This window comes from Alsobacter metallidurans (genome assembly GCF_014636935.1).
GTDB classification, from domain to species: Bacteria; Pseudomonadota; Alphaproteobacteria; order Rhizobiales; family Beijerinckiaceae; genus Alsobacter; species Alsobacter metallidurans.
This window is the reverse complement of the sequence record NZ_BMES01000001.1, coordinates 1,912,348-1,932,075: the sequence shown is the minus strand read 5'-3', so window position 1 is coordinate 1,932,075 and position 19,728 is coordinate 1,912,348. Positions and strand designations below refer to the sequence as shown.

Genomic DNA, 19,728 nt, shown 5'->3' with positions numbered 1-19,728 from the left:
GGATGAGACACGGGACCACCGCCCATGCTGAGTTTCATCGGTCGGCGAATCCTCATCGCGATCCCGACCATCATCCTGGTCTCGATTTTCGTGTTCACGCTGCAAAAGCTGCTGCCGGGCGATCCCATCCTTGTGCTGGCCGGCGAGGAGCGCGACCCGGCCGTGATCGAGCTCCTGCGCGAAAAGTACCGGCTCAACGATCCGCTGCCGCTGCAATATCTTGCCTGGGCCGGGCAGGCCCTGCAGGGCAACCTCGGCATGTCGCTGCGCACGGGCGTGCCGGTGCTGCAGCTCATCAAGGACAAGCTGCCCGTCACGCTGCAGCTCGCCGCCATGGCGATGAGCTTCGCGCTGCTGATCGGCATCCCGGCCGGCGTGATGGCGGCCGTGCGCAAGGGCAGCGCCTGGGACTACGGGGCCACCGCGCTGGCGTTGTGGGGACTTTCGATCCCGAACTTCTTTCTCGGCATCCTGCTGATCTTCCTGATCTCGGTGCAGCTGAACTGGCTGCCGGCCTCCGGCTACGTGCCGCCGAGCGAGAGCCTGTCGCAGAACCTGAAGACCATGATCATGCCGGCCTTCGTGCTCGGCAACGCGCTGGCGGCCTCGATGATGCGCCACACCCGCAGCGCCATGCTGGGGGTGCTGAAGCAGGACTATGTCCGCACCGCCCGCGCCAAGGGCCTCCTCGAGCCGCGGGTGATCCTGAAGCATGCGCTTCGCAACGCGCTGATCCCGGTCGTGACAATCGGCACCCTGCTGTTTGGCGAACTGCTGGCCGGCGCGGTGCTGACCGAGCAGATCTTCACCATTCCGGGCTTCGGCAAGCTGATCGTGGACGCCGTGTTCAACCGCGACTACGCAGTGGTGCAAGGCGTCGTGCTGTGCACCGCGATCGGGTATATCGGCCTGAACCTGCTGGCGGACGTGCTCTATGTCGTCCTTAATCCCCGCCTGAGGGCCCGCTGATGACGCTCGCGCTCGACACGGCCGAACAGGCCGCCGTCCCGGCCCCGCGCAGCCGCGTCTGGGGCAAGCTCTTGCGCAACCGCTCGGCGCTGATCGGCGGAACCGTGGTGATCGCCTTCGCGCTGATCGCCTTCCTGGGACCCCTCGTGATGGCGGCGGACCCGATCAAGACGTCGTGGTCGCTGGTGCGCAAGGCGCCCTCGTGGCTGAACTGGTTCGGCACGGACGATCTCGGCCGGGACGTTTTCGCACGCGTCGTCTATGGGGCGCGGGCGTCGCTGCTGGCCGGCATCGTGTCGGTGACCATTGCGGTGTCGATCGGCGGGCCGCTCGGGCTCATCGCCGGCTATTTCGGCGGCTGGATCGACGCGATCATCTCGCGCTGCACGGAGGCGATGCTCGCTTGCCCGTTCCTGATTCTCGCCATCGCGCTCGGCAGCGTGCTGGGGGCGAGCCTCACCAACGCGATGATCGCAATCGGCATCGCGGCCGCGCCCATCTTCACCCGGCTGACGCGGGCGCAGACGCTGGCGGTGAAAACCGAGGACTACGTGGAAGGCGCCCGCGCGATCGGGCTGCCGGACCGCTGGATCCTGGCCAAGTACATCGTCCCCAACATCTTCGCGCCCATCCTCGTGCAGGCGACGCTGATCATCGCGCAGGCGATCATCGCGGAGGCGAGCCTGTCGTTTCTCGGCCTCGGCCAGCAGCCGCCGGCGCCGAGCTGGGGCTCGATGCTGAACACGGGAAAGAACTTCCTCCAGCAGGGCCAGTGGTGGATGTCGATGTTCCCGGGCGTGGGCATCTTTCTGACGGTGCTCGGCTTCAATCTGCTCGGCGACGGGTTGCGCGACGCCCTCGATCCGCGCGAAACATAGCCCATCCCCCTCCTCTCTCACGTTCAGGCCACCCCCATGTTCACCACCCGCCCCGAAATTTTGGGGACGTTCGGCGTCGTCACCTCCACGCACTGGATCGCCTCGGCGGTCGGCATGGCGATACTGGAAAAGGGCGGCAACGCCTTTGACGCCTGCGCGGCGAGCGCCTTTGTGCTGCAGATCGTGGAGCCGCATCTGTGCGGGCCCGCTGGCGAGGCGCCGGCAATTTTCTACTCCAAACGAACCGGCAAGGTGGAGGTGCTGTGCAGCCAGGGCGTGACGCCCGCCGCCGCCACCATCGAGGAATACAAGCGGCGCGGGCTCGACATGATCCCGGGCTCCGGCCTGCTCGCGACCGTGGTGCCGGGCGCCTTCGACGGCTGGATGCTGCTCCTGCGGGAGCATGGCTCGCTGCCGCTGCGCGACATTCTCGCGCCGGCGATCTCGTACGCGCGCGACGGCCACCCGATGCTCCCGCGCGTGGCGGACGCCATCGCCGCCCAGGCGGAGTTCTTCACCAAGGAATGGCCGACCTCAGCCGCCACCTGGCTGCCGGGCGGCGAGCCCCCGAAGGCGCGGGCGCTGTTCCGCAATCCCATGCTGGCGATCACCTATGAACGCATCCTCAGCGAGGCCGAGAGCGCCGGCGGCGACCGGGTCCAGCAGATCGAGGCGGCCCGCCATTCCTTCATGAAGGGCTTCGTGGCCGAGGCCATCGACCGTTTCTGCCGCACCACCGAGGTGATGGACGCCAGCGGCCAGCGCAACGGCGCTGTGCTGACCGGCCAGGACATGGCCGAGTGGCAGGCGAGCTTCGACGAGCCGCAAACCTACGACTACCACGGCTGGACCGTTTGCAAGCAGCGGCCCTGGGGCCAGGGCCCCGCCCTGCTGCAATCGCTGTCGCTGCTGAAGGGCTTCGACATCGGCAAGATGGACCCGGCCGGGCCGGACTACATCCACACGGTCGTTGAGGCCATGAAGCTCGCCTATGCGGACCGCGAGGCCTATTACGGCGACCCCGATTTCCACGACGTGCCGATCGATCGGTTGTTGTCGGACGCGCATGCGGATGAGCGCCGCACGCTGATCGGCGACACGGCGTCGGCGGAGCTGCGGCCCTCGGTGCTCCCCGGCTTCGAGGAACAGGTGCGGCGCACGCTGGAGAACCTGGCGCGCACGCGCGGCCATGGCACCGGCGTCGGGGCCGGCGAGCCCACCATGGCGCACCTGAAAACCGCCAAGCGCGGCGACACGGTGCACATCGACGTCATCGACCGGTGGGGCAACATGATCTCGGCCACGCCCTCGGGCGGCTGGCTGCAGTCGTCGCCCGTGATCCCGGAGCTCGGCTTCCCACTGAACTCGCGCGCGCAGATGTTCTGGCTCGAGCCCGACCTGCCGACGAGCCTGGAACCCCGGAAGCGCCCGCGCACGACGCTGACCCCTTCGCTGGCGTTGCAGGATGGCCGGCCCGCGCTGGTGTTCGGCACGCCGGGCGGCGACCAGCAGGACCAGTGGCAGCTGTCGCTGTTTCTGCGCCGGGTGCACCACGGCCTCAACCTGCAGGAGGCCATCGACCTGCCGCTGTTCCACACCGGGCATTTCCCGTCGTCGTTCTACCCGCGCGAGGCGCGGCCCGGCCATCTCATGGTGGAGTCCACGGTCGGCGAGGCGACGATCGCGGAGCTGCGCCGGCGCGGCCATGCCGTGGAAGTCGCCGAGCCCTGGACGGTGGGCCGCCTCACGGCCGCGGAGAAAGACGAGTCCGGCCTCCTCCACGCCGCCGCGACACCGCGCCTGATGCAGGCCTACGCGATCGGGCGGTGAGCGCCTCGCCGTCATTGCGAGCCGGAGGCGAAGCAATCCAGTCTAGAGGCTAGGCGTTGAGCCCTACGCCCGGCCCCTGGATTGCTTCGCTGCGCTCGCAATGACGGCAGGGTGGCGCAACGGTCGCGCCCCTCGCCGTCATCCCCGGTGACCTGCGCAGCAGGTCGGGAAGGGGATCCAGGGGTGAGCGCCTTTGCCCCTGGATCCCCTTCCCGGCGCTTCGCGCCGCCGGGGATGACGGAGAGAATGAGCCCTACAGCTTCAAATCCACCCAGACCGGGACGTGGTCGGAGGGCTTCTCCCAGGCGCGGACGTGCTTGTCGACCACGCAGGTCTGCAGCTTGTCGGCGGCCTGGGGCGACAGGAGCAGGTGGTCGATGCGGATGCCGTTGTTCCGCTGCCAGGCGCCGGCCTGGTAGTCCCAGAAGGTGTACTGGCCGTCGCGGTCGTCGCAGGCCCGGAAGGCGTCCGTGAAGCCGAGCGCCAGCAGCTCGCGGAACTTGGCGCGGGTGCGCGGCAGGAACAGCGCGTCGGTCTCCCATGCGGCCGGATTGTGCACGTCGCGCGCGGTGGGGATGACGTTGTAGTCGCCGGCCAGCACCAGCGGCTCCTCCAGCGCCAGCAGCTCTTGCGCGTGGGCGGTGAGCCGGTCCATCCAGGCGAGCTTGTAGTCGTATTTCTCGGTCTGGGGCGGGTTGCCGTTGGGCAGGTAGATGGACGCTACCCGCACGGCGCCCGAATCGGTCGGGATCTCGGCCTCGATGTAGCGCGACTGCACGTCCTCGTCGCCGCCCGGCAGGCCGCGCATCACCTCGAAAGGGCGCTTCGACAGGATGGCGACGCCGTTATAGGTTTTCTGCCCGTGGGTCGCGACATTGTAGCCCAGCGCCTCGATCTCGGCCGCCGGAAAGGCCTCGTCGACGCATTTGATCTCCTGCAGGCACACCACGTCCGGATTGCACTGCTTCAACCAGTCGACGAGATGGCCGATCCTGGCCTTGACCGAATTGACGTTCCAGGTGGCGATGCGCATGCAGGGCTCCGTCGATGCTGGGTGCAGGTTTCGCACCGCGGCGGCATGGAGGCAATCCGGGCTTTGCGCGCCGGAGCACGGGAGAGACTTGCAGCATGCCCACCTGGTTCGTCACCGGCCACGCGATCGTCTCGGACGACGATTGCATCGCGGATGCGCAGGGGCGGATGCCGGCCGTGCTGCGCAACGAGGCCGACTGGGCGCTGTTCCAGGCCGAGCTCGACCGCTCGGACCTCACCGTGCTCGGGCGGCTCGGCCACGAGGCGCACGGCAACCCCCAGCGCCGGCCCCGAATGGTGGTTTCGGCCGCCGTCGGTGGGTTGGAGCGCCGCGCCGACGCTTGGTGGTGGAACCCCTCCACGGTCGCATGGCCGGACGCCGCATCCCGCGCCCTCCCCCCGGGCGGGCGCATCGCCGTGCCGGGCGGCCAGGGCGTGTTCGACCTTTTCCTCAAGCTCGGCTACGACGCCTTCCACCTCACGCGGGCGATCGGGGTCCGGGTGCCGGGTGGACGCCGGCTGTTCGGGACGGCGGCCCCAAGCGAAACAGCCGAATCCGTGCTGGCGCGCCATGGCCTCGCGGCCGGCCCGGCGCAGGTGATCGATCCGGCGGGCCCGGTGATCCTCACGGATTGGCGGCGAGGCTGACGCCCCGCATGTATGCTCCCCTCCGAGCCATCCGAATCGAGCCATGCGCCCTGCCCTGCTGAACCCGCTTTTCGCGCCCGTCGCGACCCTTCCCGGCGTCGGGCCGAAAATGGCGCTGCTGTTCGACGTGCTGCTCGGCGAGCCGGGGCGCGGGGCGCGCGTGCTGGACCTCCTGTTTCACCTGCCCCACGGCGTGATCGACCGCAGCGCCAAGCCGCGCATCGCCGAGGCGCCGCTCGACACGATCGTCACCCTGGAGGTAACCGTCGAGGAGCACCGCCCTGGGCCGCCGAACCGCCGCGCCGGGCCCTACCGGGTGATCGTGGCCGACCCCACCGGCAGCGTGGCGCTGGTGTTCTTTCACGCCAGCCAGCGGCGCATGGAGCAACTGCTGCCGCTCGGCGAAAAGCGCTGGATCTCCGGCAAGCTCGAGCAGTGGGACGGGCGACTGCAGATGGTGCATCCCGACCGCATCGTTGACGCCGCCGGGCTCGCCGCCATGCCGGCCTTCGAGCCCGTCTACGGCCTCACGGCTGGGCTCGGGCCGCGCGTGGTCGCCAAGGCGGCGTCAGCGGCGCTAGAAAACCTGCCCGATCTGCCAGAATGGCAGGACGAGGCCTGGATGCGGGCGCGCCGCCTGCCCACCTTCGCGCACGCGCTGGGCGATCTTCACCGCCCGATCTCGGCCGCCGCGCTGGCGCCCGACGTCAAGGCGCGCCAGCGGCTCGCCTATGACGAGTTGCTGGCGAGCCAACTCGCCTTGTTGCTGGCGCGCCAGCACATGAAAAAGGCCGCCGGCCGCTCGCAGGTCGGCGATGGCCGAATCGCGGGCCGCATCATGGCCGCCCTGCCGTTCTCGCTCACGGGCGCGCAGACCGCCGCGCTGGAGGACATCCGCCGCGATCTCGCGACGTCCGAGCGCATGCTGCGGCTGCTGCAGGGCGATGTCGGCTCCGGCAAGACCGTGGTGGCGCTGCTCGCGATGGCGAGCGTGGTGGAATCCGGGCGGCAGGCCGCCCTGATGGCGCCGACCGAGATCCTGTCGCGCCAGCACTACGAGAAGCTGAAGCCGCTCGCCGAGGCCGCCGGGCTGCGCACCGCGCTGCTGACGGGCCGTGACAAGGGCACAAGCCGCCGCACCACCCTGGAGGCGCTGGCGGCGGGCGAGATCGACATCCTGTTCGGCACGCATGCGCTGTTTCAGGAGGAGGTCGCGTTCGCGGACCTCGGCATGGCGGTGGTGGACGAGCAGCACCGCTTCGGCGTGCACCAGCGGCTCGCCTTGTCGCGCAAGGGCGAGGCCGTGGACGTGCTGGTGATGACCGCCACTCCCATTCCGCGCACGCTGGTGCTGTCCTATTTCGGCGACATGGATGTTTCGGTGCTGCGCGAGAAGCCGGCCGGGCGGCAACCCATCGACACGCGCATCGTGCCGCTCGACCGGCTGGACGAGGTGGTGGCCGGCGTCGGCCGGGCGATCGCGGCGGGCGCGCAGGCCTATTGGGTATGCCCGCTCGTGGAGGAGAACGAGGAGCTCGACCTTGCGGCCGCACAGGAGCGCTTCGAGACGCTGACCCGCATCTTCGGTCCGCGCGTCGGGCTGGTGCACGGCCAGATGAAGGGAAAGGAGAAGGACGCCGCCATGGCGGCCTTCGCGGCGGGCGAGACCTCCGTGCTGGTCGCCACCACGGTGATCGAGGTCGGCGTGGACGTGCCGCAGGCCACCATCATGGTGATCGAGCACGCCGAGCAGTTCGGCCTGGCGCAGCTGCACCAGCTGCGCGGGCGGGTCGGGCGCGGCTCCGGCAAGTCGAGCTGCCTGCTGCTTTACCGGGGGCCGCTCGGCGAGGTCGCCAAGGCGCGGCTGGAAACCATGCGCCGCACAGAGGACGGCTTCGAGATCGCCGAGGAGGATTTGAAGCTGCGCGGCGAAGGCGACGTGCTGGGCACGCGCCAGTCCGGCATGCCGGGTTTTCGCCTCGCGATTCCGGAGCTGCACGGCGAGTTGCTGCAGGCCGCCCGTGACGACGCCAAGCTGGCGCTCGCGACGGACCCCGACCTCGCCGGCGAACGCGGCCAGGCGCTGCGCGTGCTGCTCTACCTTTTCGAGCGCGACGCCGCGATCCGGCTGCTGCGTGCGGGGTGAGCGGCCAAGCCGTCATTGCGAGCGAAGCGAAGCAATCCAGACGGTTGGCGTCGAGCTCTTGGCCCGGCGCCTGGATTGCTGCGTCGCTGCGCTCCTCGCAATGACGGGGAGGATGTCAGGCCGAGCGGCCGTACACATCCGTGATGCGGACGATGTCGTCCTCGCCCGTGTAGCTGCCGACCTGGACCTCGATGAGCTCCAGCGGGATCTTGCCCGGGTTGGTGAGGCGGTGGACGCAGCCCAGCGGCAGGTAGACGGACTCGTTTTCCTGCAGCAGCAGGACCTCGGCGTCGCGCGTGACCTCGGCGGTGCCGCGCACCACGACCCAGTGCTCGGCGCGGTGGAAGTGCTTCTGCAGCGACAGCTGGGCGCCGGGGCGCACCATGATGCGCTTCACCTGGAAACGGGTGCCGATGTCGACGCGCTGGTACCAGCCCCAGGGCCGGTGCATGCGCAGGTGCTCGGTCGCCTCGGCGTGGCCGGAGGCCTTCAGGCTTTCCACGAGGTCCTTGACCTGTGGCGAGGCGGCCCGGCTCGTCACCAACACGGCGTCCTGCGTGGTCACCACTACGACGTCGTCGAGGCCCAGCACCGCGGTGAGCATGCCCTCGCTGTGGACGAGACTGTTGTTGGCGTCGCGCACATGGACGTTGCCGGAGAGCGAGTTGCCGTTGGCGTCGCGCTCGGAGTTGGCCAGCACGGCGTCCCATTCGCCGAGGTCCGACCAGCGGAACGACACAGGCAGCACCGCCGCCTTGCGGGTGTGCTCCAGAACCGCGTAGTCGATCGACTTCTTGGGCGCGGCCGCGAAGGCCTCCCCGTCGAGGCGAAGGAAGTCGAGGTCCCGGGTCGCCTGCGCGACGGCAGCCTCGGCGGCGCGGCGCATGTCAGGGGCGAACTGGCTCAATTCGTCCAGCATCACGTCCGCGCGGAACAGGAAATTGCCGCTGTTCCAGAGATAACCCTGCTCGACATAGGTCTTGGCGGTGGCGAGGTCGGGCTTCTCGACGAAGGCCTCGACCGCCAGCGCTCCGCCCGAACCAGTGGCACGCGACGGGCGAATATAGCCATAGCCGGTGGCCGGGCCGGTGGGCGCGACGCCCAGGGTCATGATGAACCCGTCCTGGGCGCCCTTGGCGGCTTCGACGCATGCGGCCGTGAAAGCGGCCGCGTCCGGGATGAGATGGTCGGACGGCAGGATAAGGACGAGGCCGCGCTTGTGGCGCCCGCCCGCGAGCACGGCCGCGACCGCGACCGCCGGGCCGGAATCACGCGGCGACGGCTCCAGCACGATCTCGGCCTGCGTGTCGATCTCGCGCAACTGCTCGGCGACCACGAAGCGGAACTCGTCGCTGGTGACCACGATCGGGGCGGCGAAGCAGGCCGGATCGGACACACGCTTCACGGTGTCCTGGAACATCGAGAGGGGGCCGGTGAGCGGGATGAACTGCTTCGGCATGCATTTGCGCGACGCCGGCCAAAGACGGGTGCCAGACCCTCCACAGAGAATGACGGGTGTGATCAACGCGTCGGAAACGGCCTGCGGCATGACGATCTCTCTTGCAATGGTCGCGGTCGAACGCCGCTTTCGGCCGGACGATAGGCTCGAATTCTCTGGAATTCGTTTCGGCTTATTGGACAAGATGCACCTAAAGCCTACGTCTATTGAGGGCGGCGTCTACTGCGCTGCTTCGAGCGGCGCATCCGCCTCCGGGACATGCCGGCGCGTTTTTGCGGCTTCGGCGAGCTTTGCGAGCCGCCGCTGGCCGTCGGGCTGGATCAGGCCGGCCGACATGATCAGCTTGGCGCCCTCGTCCACCGAGATGGAAAGCTCGATCACCTCGCTCCGCGGCAGGTAGAAGAAGAACCCCGTGGTCGGATTGGGTGTGCATGGCATGAAAACGGCAACGTGTTCGTCGCGTCCCGGCATGCTCTCGGCCAGCTCGCCCTGCGGCGGGGTGGAGAGAAACACGATCGACCACATGCCCTTGGCGGGGAACTGCACGAGGCCGACGGTGCGGAACGAGGTCCCGGACTGCGAGAACACCGTCTCGAAGATCTGCTTCACGCTCTTGTAGAGGCCGCGCACCACCGGCATGCGGCCGAGCAGCGTCTCGCCGAAATCCAACAGCGAGCGCCCAACCAGGTTTGCGGTGAGAAAGCCCAGCAGCGTCAGCCCGAACAGGGCGACGATGAGGCCAAATCCCGGGATCGGATATTTCAGATAGGTCTCGGGAAGGTAGGCGGCCGGGATAAAGGGCTTCACCCAGCCGTCCACCAGGTTGATGAACCACCAGGTAATGTAGGCCGTGATGGCGAGCGGCCCCGCGACCACGATGCCGGTGAGGAAATAGGCCCGCAGGCGGTGCCGCGCCGAGCGCTTGGGCGGAGGGACAGGCGCAATGAAGGGCGACGCCGCCAGGCTCGGCTCGGAACTGAAGACCGGCTCGGTGCTCATTCGGACAGGCTCTCCTCGCGACGTCATCCCGCATCCTGCGAAATGGGCGCCAACTGATCAACGGCATACACCAAGAACGCCCGACAGAGTCATCGGGTCCGACCGAGGCGTGCTCCAGCCTGCCGGTTCAGGCGAACCGCAGGCTTGAGCGCCGGCATGTTCGGGGAGAACTTATTCGACGGTGACCGATTTGGCCAAGTTGCGCGGCTGGTCCACGTCCTTGCCGAGCGCCACCGCCGCGTAATAGGCGAGCAGCTGCACCGGAACCGCATAAACAATCGGCGCGAAATCCGGCCCCATGGGGGGCATCACGACGCTCTCCAGGCCGGAGAGTCCGGACTCGGCGGCCGCATGCTCGTCCGAGATCAGCACGATGCGCCCGCCGCGCGCGGCGACCTCCTGCATGTTGGAAACGGTCTTCTCGTAGATGGCGTCGCGCGGCGCGATCACGATCACCGGCATGGTCTCGTCGATCAGCGCGATGGGGCCGTGCTTCAACTCGCCCGCCGCATAGGCCTCGGCGTGGATGTAGGAGATTTCCTTGAGCTTGAGCGCGCCCTCCAGCGCCATCGGGTAGCTGGTGCCGCGGCCGAGATAGAGCACGTCCGTGACCTTGGAGATGTCGCGCGCGACCTGCTCGACGGCGTGCTCGCCCTTGAGCGCGTCCGCCATCAGGCCGGGCGTGGCGATCAGCTCTGTGACGAGGCGCAGGCCCTCGGCCTCGGACAGCGTACCGCGCTCCAGCCCGGCCGCCACCGCGAGGCAGGCCAGCACGGTGAGCTGGCACGTGAACGCCTTTGTGGAGGCGACGCCGACCTCGACGCCCGCCAGCGTGGGCGCCACAACGTCGCTCTCGCGTGCGATCGAGGAGGTCGGCACGTTGACGACGGACAGGATCTTTTGGCCGTTCTCCTTCGCGTAGCGCAGGCTCGCGAGGGTGTCGGCGGTCTCGCCGGACTGCGAGATGAACAGCGCCAGCCCGTTCTTGGGCAGGGGCGCCTCGCGGTACCGGAACTCGGACGCGACGTCGATCTCCACCGGCAGGCGGGCGAAGCGCTCGAACCAGTACTTGCCGATCATGCCCGCGATATAGGCCGTGCCGCAGGCCGTGACGGTGATGCGGTCGAGATCGCGCCAGCTGAACGGCGTCTCGAACGGGAGGCGCACGCGCCCGGTCGCCATGTCCATGTAGTGGGCCAGCGTGCGGCCGACCACTTCCGGCTGCTCGTGGATCTCCTTGGCCATGAAGTGCTTGTGCGAGCCCTTGTCGACCAGGAAGGCGCCGGCCGCGCTCTTCTGCTTCGCCCGGCTCACGACCTGGTTGTTCTCGTCGCGGATCTCGGCGCCGTCGCGGCGCAGGACGACCCAGTCGCCCTCTTCCAGGTAGGTGATGGTGTCCGTGAAAGGCGCCAGCGCCAGGGCGTCGGAGCCGAGATACATCTCGCCCTCCCCCCAGCCGATCGCCAGCGGCGCGCCGCGGCGGGCGCCGATCAGAAGATCCTCCTGCCCGTCGAACACGAAGCCGAGCGCGAAAGCGCCGCGGAATCGGCGCAGCGAGGCCGCCACAGCCGCGACGGGGTCGTTGGTGCGGCGCATCTCGCGGGTGACATACTGGGCCACCACCTCGGTGTCGGTCTCGGACTCGAACCGGACGCCGTCCGCCTCCAGCTCGGCGCGCAGCTCGCGGAAGTTCTCGATGATGCCGTTGTGCACCACCGCGAGCTTGTCGGTGGCGTGCGGATGGGCGTTGCGCTCGGTCGGCTTGCCATGCGTGGCCCAGCGCGTGTGGCCGATGCCGATGTGGCCGTCCAGCGGCTGCTCGCGCAGCCGGGCTTCCAGGTTGCGCAGCTTGCCCTCGGCGCGGCGGCGCTCGAGATGGCCATGCTCGAGCGTGGCGACGCCGGCGGAATCGTATCCCCGGTATTCCAGGCGCTTCAGCCCCTCCACGATCATGGACGCGACCGGCGTTGTTCCCAGAATTCCGACGATGCCGCACATGCCGCTGCTCCCAAGCCGTTATGCTACGCCGAGCCTTAAGCTCTTGGCCCGCGTCGCGCAAAATCACTTTGGGTGAAGCTTCGTAACAGGAGCGTTGCCAAAGCGCCCGGTCAGCTCCCTTCGCCCCGCGCCGGGAAGAAGGGAATGCAGGGCGCGCCTTGACGCCCTATCCGTCGCGCCGCAAAAGAAATGCGCAGCCGGACCCGCCCGCATGACCGCCGTCACCCTGATCGACAACTACGACAGCTTCACCTGGAACCTCTACCACGACCTCGGCAAGCTCGGGGCGATGGTGACAGTCGTGCGCAACGACCAGATCAGCACGCGCGAGGTGCTGGCCAGCGGCCCCGACGTCATCGTGCTGTCGCCCGGGCCGGGAACGCCGAGCGAATCCGGCATCATCCTCGACGTGATCGACAAGGCGGCGGACCAAGTGCCGATCTTCGGCGTCTGCCTCGGCCTCCAGGCCATGGGCCAGGCCTTCGGCGGGCGCGTGGTGCGCGCGCCGCTGCCGATGCACGGCAAGGTGTCGACCATCCACCATGGCGGACAGACGGTGTTTCGCGGCATCAACGGGCCGTTCCGGGCGACACGCTACCACTCCCTGGTGGTGGAGCGGGACGGCTTTCCGGCCGATCTCGCGATCACGGCCGAGAGCGAGGACGGGCTCGTGATGGGCCTCTCGCACAAGTCCCTGCCCGTCCACGGCGTGCAGTTTCACCCCGAGAGCATCCAGTCCGAGCACGGCCTGCTGATCCTCAAGAATTTCCTCGACCTCGCATCCGAATGGAATAAGACGAGACGCGGGCGGGCGGTCGCCTGAGCCGCTGCGGAGCCTCGCCATGGACGCTTTCAAGCCCATTATCGCCAAGGTGGCCGCCGGCAGCCCGCTGTCGCGCGAGGAGGCGGAGGACGCCTTCGACACCATCCTGTCGGGCGGCTCCACGCTGGCGCAGACCGGCGCATTCCTGATGGCGCTGCGCGTGCGCGGCGAAACCGTGGACGAAATCGCGGGCGCGGTCGCGACCATGCGGGCCAAGATGCTGCGCGTGCAGGCGCCAGCCGACGCCATCGACATCGTCGGAACCGGCGGCGACAACTCCGGCAGCTACAACGTCTCGACGCTGGCCGCCATGATCACGGCCGCCTGCGGCGTGCCGGTCGCCAAGCATGGCAACCGTGCGGCCTCCTCCAAATCCGGCGCGGCTGACGTGCTGGCCGCCCTGGGCGTCAAGGTGGGGCTCGAGCCCGAGAAGGTGACGCACTGCATCGCGGAGGCGGGCGTCGGCTTCATGTTCGCGCCCACGCACCACGCCTCCATGCGCCACGTCGCGCCAGTGCGCGTGGAGCTCGGCACCCGCACGATCTTCAACATTCTGGGCCCGCTCTCCAACCCGGCGAGTGTGAAGCGCCAGGTGCTAGGCGTGTTCTCGGAAAGCTGGCTGCAGCCTATCGCCGAGACCCTGAAGGTGCTCGGCTCCGAGCGCGTCTGGGTCGTGTATGGCCGCGATGGGCTGGACGAAATCACCACAACGGGCGAAACCGCCGTCGTGGCGCTTGAAGACGGCGAGATCCGCCGCTTCGTGATTACCCCCGAGGAAGCCGGGATCGAGCGCGCCCGCCCGCAGGACCTGAAGGGCGGCGAAGCGGATCACAACGCCGCCGCGCTGCGCGCCGTGGTGTTCGGCGAGAAGACGCCCTATCGCGACATCGCGGTGCTGAACGCCGCCGCCGGGCTCGTGGTGGCCGGCAAGGCGCAAACGCTGCGCGACGGCGCCGGCATGGCCCAGCAGGCGATCGACAGCGGCGCCGTGAAGGGCGTGCTCGACCGGCTCGTCACAGCGTCCAACGCCTGAGCGCCATGTCGGACATTCTCGCCAGGATCGAAGCCTACAAGCGCCGCGAGATCGAGGCCGCCAAGGCCCGCGTATCGCCGGCCGAGATCGAGCGGCGCGCCCTTGCGGCGGCCCCGCCCCGCGGCTTCGTGCGCGCCATCGAGGCGCATCTCGCGCAGGGCCGCCCGGCCCTGATCGCCGAGATCAAGAAGGCGAGCCCTTCTAAGGGGCTCATCCGGGCCGATTTCGATCCGCCCTCGCTGGCCAAGGCCTATGCGGAGGGCGGCGCGAGCTGCCTATCCGTGCTCACGGACGAGCCCTCCTTCCAGGGCAAGCCCGAATACCTCGCCCAGGCGCGCGAGGCCTCGGGCCTGCCCGCCCTGCGTAAGGACTTCCTGTTCGAGCCCTACCAGGTGTTCGAAGCCCGCGCCTGGGGGGCCGACTGCATCCTCGTCATCATGGCGAGCCTCTCGGATGCGGACGCGCGCCTCCTCACCGAGACGGCCCACGAGCTCGGCATGGACGTCCTGGTGGAAGTGCACGACCGCGCCGAACTCGACCGCGCATTGCCGCTCGGCACCAAGATGGTAGGCGTCAACAACCGCAACCTGCGCACCTTCGAGGTGAGTCTTTCTGTGTGCGAAGACCTCGCGACACAAATCCCGGCGAACCGCATCATCGTGGGCGAGAGCGGCATCTTCACGCATGCGGACACGCGGCGGCTGTCTGCCTCGCGCATCGACACGTTCCTGGTCGGCGAGAGCCTGATGCGCCAGCCCGACGTCGCCGCCGCCACGCGCGCGCTGCTGTTTGGCGACGAAGTCGTGAGCGACGCGGCCGCCTCGCAGGGCGGCGCCGCATGAGCGAGCTCACCCATATTGACGCCAGCGGCGCGGCCAGCATGGTGGACGTGTCCGAAAAGGCCGTGACGTCGCGCGTCGCCGTCGCGGAAGGTCGCGTCGTGATGCTGCCCGGAACCGTGGCGCTGATCCGCGCCGGCGACGCCAAAAAGGGCGACGTTCTCGGCGTGGCCCGGGTGGCCGGCATCATGGCGGCCAAGAAGACGCACGAGCTCATTCCGCTCTGCCACCCGCTGATGGTGTCCAAAGTGGCGGTGGAGCTCGTTCTCGACGACGCGCTGCCCGGCGTGCGCGTGACCGGAACCGTGAAGGTGTCGGGCCAGACCGGCGTCGAGATGGAGGCGCTCACGGCCGTCTCGGTCGCCTGCCTCACCATCTACGACATGGTGAAGGCGGCTGATCGCGGCATGCGCATCGAGGGTGTGCGCTTGCTCGAGAAGGACGGCGGCAAATCCGGAACCTGGCGCGCCGACGCGCCTCCCGGGCAAGGTTGAGCGTGGCGGCCGAACCGCTCCTGGCCGTCGACGAGGCGCTGCGGCGGGTATTGGCCGCGGCCGCCGAGCCTCTGCCGGCCGAAGAGGTCGCGATCGAAGATGCGCTCGACCGGACCCTCGCGGCGCCGTTGGCCGCCACCCGCACGCAGCCGCCCTTCCCGGCTTCCGCCATGGACGGCTACGCGGTGCGGGCGGCCGACGCCACGGTCGGGGCCACGCTGCGGGTGATCGGCAAGGCGCCCGCCGGCCGGGCGTTCCCAGGCAAGGTCGGGCCCGGCGAAGCGGTCCGCATCTTCACCGGCGCGCCCGTGCCGGAGGGCGCGGACGCGATCCTGATCCAGGAGAACGCGACGCCGGACGGCGACGCCGTGACGGTGCGCGAGGGGGTGACGGCGGGCGCGTTCGTGCGGTCGGCTGGGCTCGACTTCCGCACCGGCGAGGAGCTTCTCGCCGCGGGGCACCGGCTGAACCCGCGTACGGTGGCGCTGGCGGCCGCCATGGGCCAGCCGCGCCTTTCCGTTCGCCGCAAGCCGCGCGTCGCCATCCTGGCCACGGGCGACGAGCTCGTGCGCCCCGGCGAGGCCGCGCGCCCGGACCAGATCGTTACGTCGAACTCCTACGCTCTCGCGGCGATCGCTCGCCGGGCCGGCGCCGAGCCTATCGATCTCGGCATCGCGGGGGACACCTTCGCGGCGCTGGAGGGGGCTATCGAGACCGCTCTGGCGCGCGAGGCAGACGTGCTCGTCACGCTCGGCGGCGCCTCGGTCGGCGACCACGATCTGGTTCAGTCCGCCCTCACCCAGCGCGGAATGCAGCTTGGTTTCTGGCGCATCGCGATGCGGCCGGGCAAGCCGCTGATCTTCGGCCAGATGGGCGCGATGCGCATCCTGGGCCTGCCGGGAAATCCGGTCGCCTCCATTCTGTGCGGGCGCCTGTTTCTGGTTCCGCTGCTACGCTCCCTGCAGGGCGATCCGCAGGCGGGCGACGATCCCACCGAGCCCGGACTGCTCGGCGCCGACATCCCGGCCAACGATCGCCGCCAGGACTACCTGCGCGCACGCTTCGAGCCCGGCCCTGACGGTCGACCAGTCGCCTTTCCGGCCGCCGTGCAGGATTCGTCCATGCTGCGCATCCTTGCGCAAGCCGACGGGCTGGTGCTGCGCCCGCCGCACGCGCCCGCCGCAAAGGCCGGCGAAGCATGCCGCGTGCTTCGCTTCTGAGCCGCTCGGCGTCGAGTACCGCATCCGCGGAACCAGCACGATTGCGGAACACAGAATGAACATGTATGGTTTGTTCGTGATTTGTTTTGACTGAGTCGGGCGCAGACGCCCGAAGGTCCATCAGGGCGGGATCGGGCGATGTTGACGCGAAAGCAGCATGAACTTCTGCGCTTCATTCATGACCGCCTGCGGGAGGACGGCGTGCCGCCCTCCTTCGATGAAATGAAGGAGGCGCTCGAGCTGCGGTCCAAATCGGGCATTCACCGGCTCATCATGGCGCTCGAGGAGCGCGGCTTCATTCGCCGCCTGCCCAATCGGGCGCGCGCGCTGGAAGTGCTGCGCATGCCCGAGCAATCGCTGCCCGGCGCCGCGCCGCGTGGACGTTTCAGCCCCAGCGTGATCGAGGGCAACCTCGGCAAGGTCCGGCCGAAGTCGCCGCTCGGCGAGGAGGCCAACCAGAACGTGGCCGTCCCGGTGATGGGCCGCATCGCGGCCGGTACGCCAATCTCGGCCATCCAGTCGCGCAGCCACACGATCAGCCTTCCGCCGGACCTCCTGTCCACGGGTGAGCATTACGCGCTCGAGGTTCGCGGCGACTCGATGGTGGACGCCGGCATTCTGGACGGCGACACCGTGGTGATCCGCAAGCAGGACAACGCCAACAGCGGCGACATCATCGTTGCGCTGATCGACGACGAGGAAGCGACCCTCAAGCGGCTCAGGCGCAAGGGATCGTCCATTGCGCTGGAGGCCGCCAACCCTGCCTACGAGACGCGCGTGCTCGGTCCCGACCGGGTGCAGATCCAGGGCAAGCTTGTGAGCCTCGTCCGGAAGTACTGACGCGTTCCGCAGGGCCTCGGGCGCTCGGCAGACTGACTGGCGCGAGCGCTTTAGCGGTGAGCACCGGTGAAGCGCGGTCTGGCTTACGGCTCCGCCGGCGGGCCGGGATCGTCAGGATCGTCGACGGCTGGAGCGGCTCCGCCGCCGGGCGTCGCGGGTGCTGAGCGAGAAGCTTTCGCCGCCGCGGCCGAAGGTTCGGCCGGCTTCCTGACCGGAGGGTGCGGCAGCCAGGGCCGGTCGCGCAGCGCCGTGCGCTCGCTCGCCACCGTGAAGCCGTCCGATGTGGCGGTGAGCGCCGTGGCGCCGGCGGCCGTGAGGCGTGCTCTATCCATCACCAGGGGCTTGTTGCACCAGGACGGCGCCTGCAGCGGCGTCACGATCACGGCTGCACGCCGGCAATCCTCCTCGAAAGCCCCGGCGACCAGCACTTGCGACACCGCGCGCCCGTCCGGCAGGCGCACCACGCAGCCGAGCGTGTCGCAACGCGCGCCTGCGCCCAGGGTGGCGTCGCCGGCGGAGCGCACGTCGCCATCGGCGCGCAGCCATTGCTCGGTCACGAAGGCGCCGGCTTGCCGGCCGACCAGCACCAGGCGCCCATCGGGTCCACGCACCGCCAGGGCGCGGCCATCGCGCGCCATCACGACATCCGGCGCCTGTGCGGCGGCCGCCAACCCCGCCCCGAGCAGCGCGAGCGGAACGCCGGCCCAACGCAGTGCCGTGCGCCACAGCGTCAGCCAAAGAAGCGCCAGCGTCAGGCAGAGCACGGCCGTCATGCCGAAGGCCGGAATGGCCTGGGTGGAGCCCGGCCAGGCATGCACCCTCGCGGAAATACGCAGCATGCCGTCGACGCCGAGGCCCATGATCTGCCAGATCGGCCCGTCCAGCCCGAACGGGTAGGCGATCGCGCCCAGCAGCGCGGCGGGCATGACCACCAGCGACACCAGCGGCAGCGTCAACGCGTTTCCGACCAGCCCAAAGGGCGTGTAGCGCTGGAAATGGTAGAGCCCGTAGGCGCCCGTGGCGGCCTCGGCGACAAGGGTGGACAGCACGGTGCCGACCGCATGGTGGCGAAGCCCGTCCAGAATGCGCGCCGGCCAGCCTTTCGCGGGCGCCTTGGCGGGGGGCGGCGCGAGCCCCAGCCCGACAAAAGTCCCGGCCTCGGGATCGGAGCCGGCGCCGCCCGGTCGCTCGAACACGGCGATCAGCGCCGCCACGGCCGCGAAGGACATCTGGAAGCCGGGGGCGAGCACGCTTTCGGGTTCAATCAGCAGGATCAGCAGCGCCGCCAGCGCGAGGTTGCGCATGGAGAGCGCCGGCCGGTCCACCAGGATGGCGCCCAGCAGCACCAGCGTCATCACGAGCGAGCGCACGGTGGCGACGTCGCCGCCCGCGAACACAGTATAGCCGGCGCCGGCCAGCATGGCGCAGAGCGCGGCCCATTTCTTGATCGGGCGCCGCAAGGCGAGCGCCGGCGAAAGCGCCAGACCGGCGCGCACCAGCCAGAACACCATGCCGGCGGCCAGCACCAGATGGAGCCCCGAGATCGACACGACGTGGTAGATGCCGGCGGCGCGCAGGTCGTCGTTGACGGCCTCCGGGATGAGCCCGCGCTTGCCCGTCACCAAGGCGGCCGCAACGCCGCCCGCCGCCCCGCCTATGCTGCGGGCGATGCGCTCGGTCATGTCGTTGCGGGCGCGATCGATGGCCGCAAAGACGCGCAGGTCGAGCGGGAGGGCCGCCGGCGCCGGATCGAGCTCGATCTTGCCGGCCAGCGAGCCCACCGCCCCGATCGCGCCGAAAAAGGCGTCCCGGGCAAAGTTATAGCCGCCGGGCCGCGACGGCTCGGGCGGCGGCAAGAGCCTCGCGGTGGCGCGGATCGTTTCGCCCGGCTTGACGGTCGGGTGGTTCGGCGTCGTCACCCGGACTCGATAGGGCAGCGCGGCGGGCTCCACGCCCTCCATGGCGAGCACGCGGATCATCAGCCTGCCGCCCGCGATGCGGGTTTCCATGCCCTCGACGACGCCCGTGAGCTTGCCGACACGGACCCGGTCGAGCACGGGCGCAGCCATGAGGCGCGTGCGCAGCGTCGCGGCGAAAAAGCCAGCCGCCACGGCCAGAACCGCGATCGCGACGCCGGAGCCGAGGCGGGAGCGGAGCCGCAGCGCTATTGCGGCGGCGGCCGCGATCGCTGCCGCGACGCCCGGCGCCCAGATCGACGGCTCCTGGTCGGCCGAGAAGTAGAGCAGCACGCCCAGGCCGACCGCCACGGGCAGCCAGAGGAAGAGCCGCCGCTCCTCGATCTCCTGCTCAAACAGCCCGCGGATGCGCGCGAGCCCGCCCCACACGGCCTCGCCCCAGGCGGCCCAGCCGCCGCCGACGCCCGAAAGCCGCCCGCCGCGCAACGCCTGCGCGGCAGCCCTGCCCCGGCTCGACGGCCAGCCGCCCTCCCCCATCCCGATAGCCCCGCGCCCGGCGCCCTTAACCTCGCCGGACATTGATGCTACAGCACCGCCTCTTGCG

Annotated in this window: 16 protein-coding genes; 11 read left to right on the top strand and 5 right to left on the bottom strand. The window is 69.6% G+C overall.

Features of this window, described 5'->3' with window-relative positions:
- The first annotated feature begins 24 nt into the window (after positions 1 to 24).
- Genes IEV99_RS08895 through IEV99_RS08885 form a run of 3 tightly spaced genes read left to right on the top strand, consistent with a single transcriptional unit; the run spans position 25 to position 3,677 of the window.
- Entirely contained in the window at positions 25 to 969 is a 945-nt protein-coding gene (locus tag IEV99_RS08895) for an ABC transporter permease (protein ID WP_188517293.1), read from the top strand.
- The gene (locus IEV99_RS08890; RefSeq protein WP_188517292.1) at positions 969 to 1,847 is read left to right on the top strand and encodes an ABC transporter permease; all 879 of its coding nucleotides are present in this window, start codon (positions 969 to 971) and stop codon (positions 1,845 to 1,847) included. Before IEV99_RS08895 ends, IEV99_RS08890 begins: the two co-directional genes overlap by 1 nt.
- A gap of 36 nt (positions 1,848 to 1,883) precedes the next feature.
- Positions 1,884 to 3,677: a gamma-glutamyltransferase family protein gene (locus IEV99_RS08885; RefSeq protein WP_188517291.1), complete on the top strand. Its 1,794-nt coding sequence runs from the start codon at positions 1,884 to 1,886 to the stop codon at positions 3,675 to 3,677.
- A 253-nt stretch (positions 3,678 to 3,930) separates the two neighbouring features.
- Here the strand turns inward: IEV99_RS08885 and xth are convergent, their stop codons facing one another.
- Entirely contained in the window at positions 3,931 to 4,710 is a 780-nt protein-coding gene (xth, locus tag IEV99_RS08880; protein WP_188517290.1) for an exodeoxyribonuclease III, read from the bottom strand.
- Positions 4,711 to 4,805: 95 nt separating this feature from the next.
- On the opposite strand from xth, the gene IEV99_RS08875 reads away from it, so the two are divergent.
- Both IEV99_RS08875 and recG read left to right on the top strand, forming a co-directional pair.
- Entirely contained in the window at positions 4,806 to 5,357 is a 552-nt protein-coding gene (locus IEV99_RS08875; protein ID WP_244643694.1) for a dihydrofolate reductase family protein, read from the top strand.
- A gap of 43 nt (positions 5,358 to 5,400) precedes the next feature.
- Entirely contained in the window at positions 5,401 to 7,503 is a 2,103-nt protein-coding gene (recG, locus tag IEV99_RS08870) for an ATP-dependent DNA helicase RecG (RefSeq protein ID WP_188517289.1), read from the top strand.
- A 115-nt stretch (positions 7,504 to 7,618) separates the two neighbouring features.
- On the opposite strand, the gene IEV99_RS08865 is transcribed toward recG, so the two are convergent.
- From IEV99_RS08865 to glmS, 3 genes are all read right to left on the bottom strand, one after another.
- A complete protein-coding gene (locus IEV99_RS08865) occupies positions 7,619 to 9,052 on the bottom strand; it encodes a mannose-1-phosphate guanylyltransferase/mannose-6-phosphate isomerase (RefSeq protein WP_188517288.1) in 1,434 nt (477 codons plus the stop codon).
- Positions 9,053 to 9,181: 129 nt separating this feature from the next.
- Positions 9,182 to 9,961: a DUF502 domain-containing protein gene (locus IEV99_RS08860; RefSeq protein WP_188517287.1), complete on the bottom strand. Its 780-nt coding sequence runs from the start codon at positions 9,959 to 9,961 to the stop codon at positions 9,182 to 9,184.
- 171 nt (positions 9,962 to 10,132) lie between these two features.
- Entirely contained in the window at positions 10,133 to 11,959 is a 1,827-nt protein-coding gene (glmS, locus tag IEV99_RS08855; protein ID WP_188517286.1) for a glutamine--fructose-6-phosphate transaminase (isomerizing), read from the bottom strand.
- Between the two features lie 211 nt (positions 11,960 to 12,170).
- Between glmS and IEV99_RS08850 the strand changes: the two genes are divergently transcribed.
- From IEV99_RS08850 to lexA, 6 genes are all read left to right on the top strand, one after another.
- Positions 12,171 to 12,782 (top strand): anthranilate synthase component II, encoded by a 612-nt coding sequence (locus IEV99_RS08850; protein ID WP_188517285.1) that lies wholly within the window; start codon positions 12,171 to 12,173, stop codon positions 12,780 to 12,782.
- A 19-nt stretch (positions 12,783 to 12,801) separates the two neighbouring features.
- On the top strand, positions 12,802 to 13,815 hold the full coding sequence (gene trpD / locus IEV99_RS08845) for an anthranilate phosphoribosyltransferase (RefSeq protein ID WP_188517284.1): 1,014 nt from the start codon (positions 12,802 to 12,804) through the stop codon (positions 13,813 to 13,815).
- Between the two features lie 5 nt (positions 13,816 to 13,820).
- Entirely contained in the window at positions 13,821 to 14,657 is an 837-nt protein-coding gene (trpC, locus tag IEV99_RS08840) for an indole-3-glycerol phosphate synthase TrpC (RefSeq protein ID WP_188517283.1), read from the top strand.
- A complete protein-coding gene (gene moaC / locus IEV99_RS08835; protein WP_188517282.1) occupies positions 14,654 to 15,148 on the top strand; it encodes a cyclic pyranopterin monophosphate synthase MoaC in 495 nt (164 codons plus the stop codon). The genes trpC and moaC overlap by 4 nt, the downstream gene beginning before the upstream one ends.
- A gap of 2 nt (positions 15,149 to 15,150) precedes the next feature.
- Positions 15,151 to 16,368, top strand: coding sequence for a molybdopterin molybdotransferase MoeA (locus tag IEV99_RS08830; RefSeq protein ID WP_188517281.1), 1,218 nt, complete (start codon positions 15,151 to 15,153; stop codon positions 16,366 to 16,368).
- A 138-nt stretch (positions 16,369 to 16,506) separates the two neighbouring features.
- Complete coding sequence (lexA, locus tag IEV99_RS08825) at positions 16,507 to 17,208, top strand: transcriptional repressor LexA (protein ID WP_188517280.1); 702 nt, start codon at positions 16,507 to 16,509, stop codon at positions 17,206 to 17,208.
- An 83-nt stretch (positions 17,209 to 17,291) separates the two neighbouring features.
- Here lexA and IEV99_RS08820 read toward each other — a convergent pair whose 3' ends face one another.
- Complete coding sequence (locus IEV99_RS08820; RefSeq protein WP_244643692.1) at positions 17,292 to 19,703, bottom strand: ComEC/Rec2 family competence protein; 2,412 nt, start codon at positions 19,701 to 19,703, stop codon at positions 17,292 to 17,294.
- Positions 19,704 to 19,728 lie beyond the last annotated feature (25 nt).

Bases quoted from the DNA above. Each gene is read 5' to 3' on its own strand.
- IEV99_RS08820 (WP_244643692.1), bottom strand. From the start codon at position 19,703: ATGTCCGGCGAGGTTAAGGGCGCCGGGCGCGGGGCTATCGGGATGGGG.
- xth (WP_188517290.1), bottom strand. From the start codon at position 4,710: ATGCGCATCGCCACCTGGAACGTCAATTCGGTCAAGGCCAGGATCGGC.
- trpD (WP_188517284.1), top strand. From the start codon at position 12,802: ATGGACGCTTTCAAGCCCATTATCGCCAAGGTGGCCGCCGGCAGCCCG.
- trpC (WP_188517283.1), top strand. From the start codon at position 13,821: ATGTCGGACATTCTCGCCAGGATCGAAGCCTACAAGCGCCGCGAGATC.
- IEV99_RS08895 (WP_188517293.1), top strand. From the start codon at position 25: ATGCTGAGTTTCATCGGTCGGCGAATCCTCATCGCGATCCCGACCATC.
- IEV99_RS08875 (WP_244643694.1), top strand. From the start codon at position 4,806: ATGCCCACCTGGTTCGTCACCGGCCACGCGATCGTCTCGGACGACGAT.
- IEV99_RS08885 (WP_188517291.1), top strand. From the start codon at position 1,884: ATGTTCACCACCCGCCCCGAAATTTTGGGGACGTTCGGCGTCGTCACC.
- IEV99_RS08860 (WP_188517287.1), bottom strand. From the start codon at position 9,961: ATGAGCACCGAGCCGGTCTTCAGTTCCGAGCCGAGCCTGGCGGCGTCG.
- IEV99_RS08865 (WP_188517288.1), bottom strand. From the start codon at position 9,052: ATGCCGCAGGCCGTTTCCGACGCGTTGATCACACCCGTCATTCTCTGT.
- glmS (WP_188517286.1), bottom strand. From the start codon at position 11,959: ATGTGCGGCATCGTCGGAATTCTGGGAACAACGCCGGTCGCGTCCATG.
- IEV99_RS08890 (WP_188517292.1), top strand. From the start codon at position 969: ATGACGCTCGCGCTCGACACGGCCGAACAGGCCGCCGTCCCGGCCCCG.
- recG (WP_188517289.1), top strand. From the start codon at position 5,401: ATGCGCCCTGCCCTGCTGAACCCGCTTTTCGCGCCCGTCGCGACCCTT.
- IEV99_RS08850 (WP_188517285.1), top strand. From the start codon at position 12,171: ATGACCGCCGTCACCCTGATCGACAACTACGACAGCTTCACCTGGAAC.
- moaC (WP_188517282.1), top strand. From the start codon at position 14,654: ATGAGCGAGCTCACCCATATTGACGCCAGCGGCGCGGCCAGCATGGTG.
- lexA (WP_188517280.1), top strand. From the start codon at position 16,507: ATGTTGACGCGAAAGCAGCATGAACTTCTGCGCTTCATTCATGACCGC.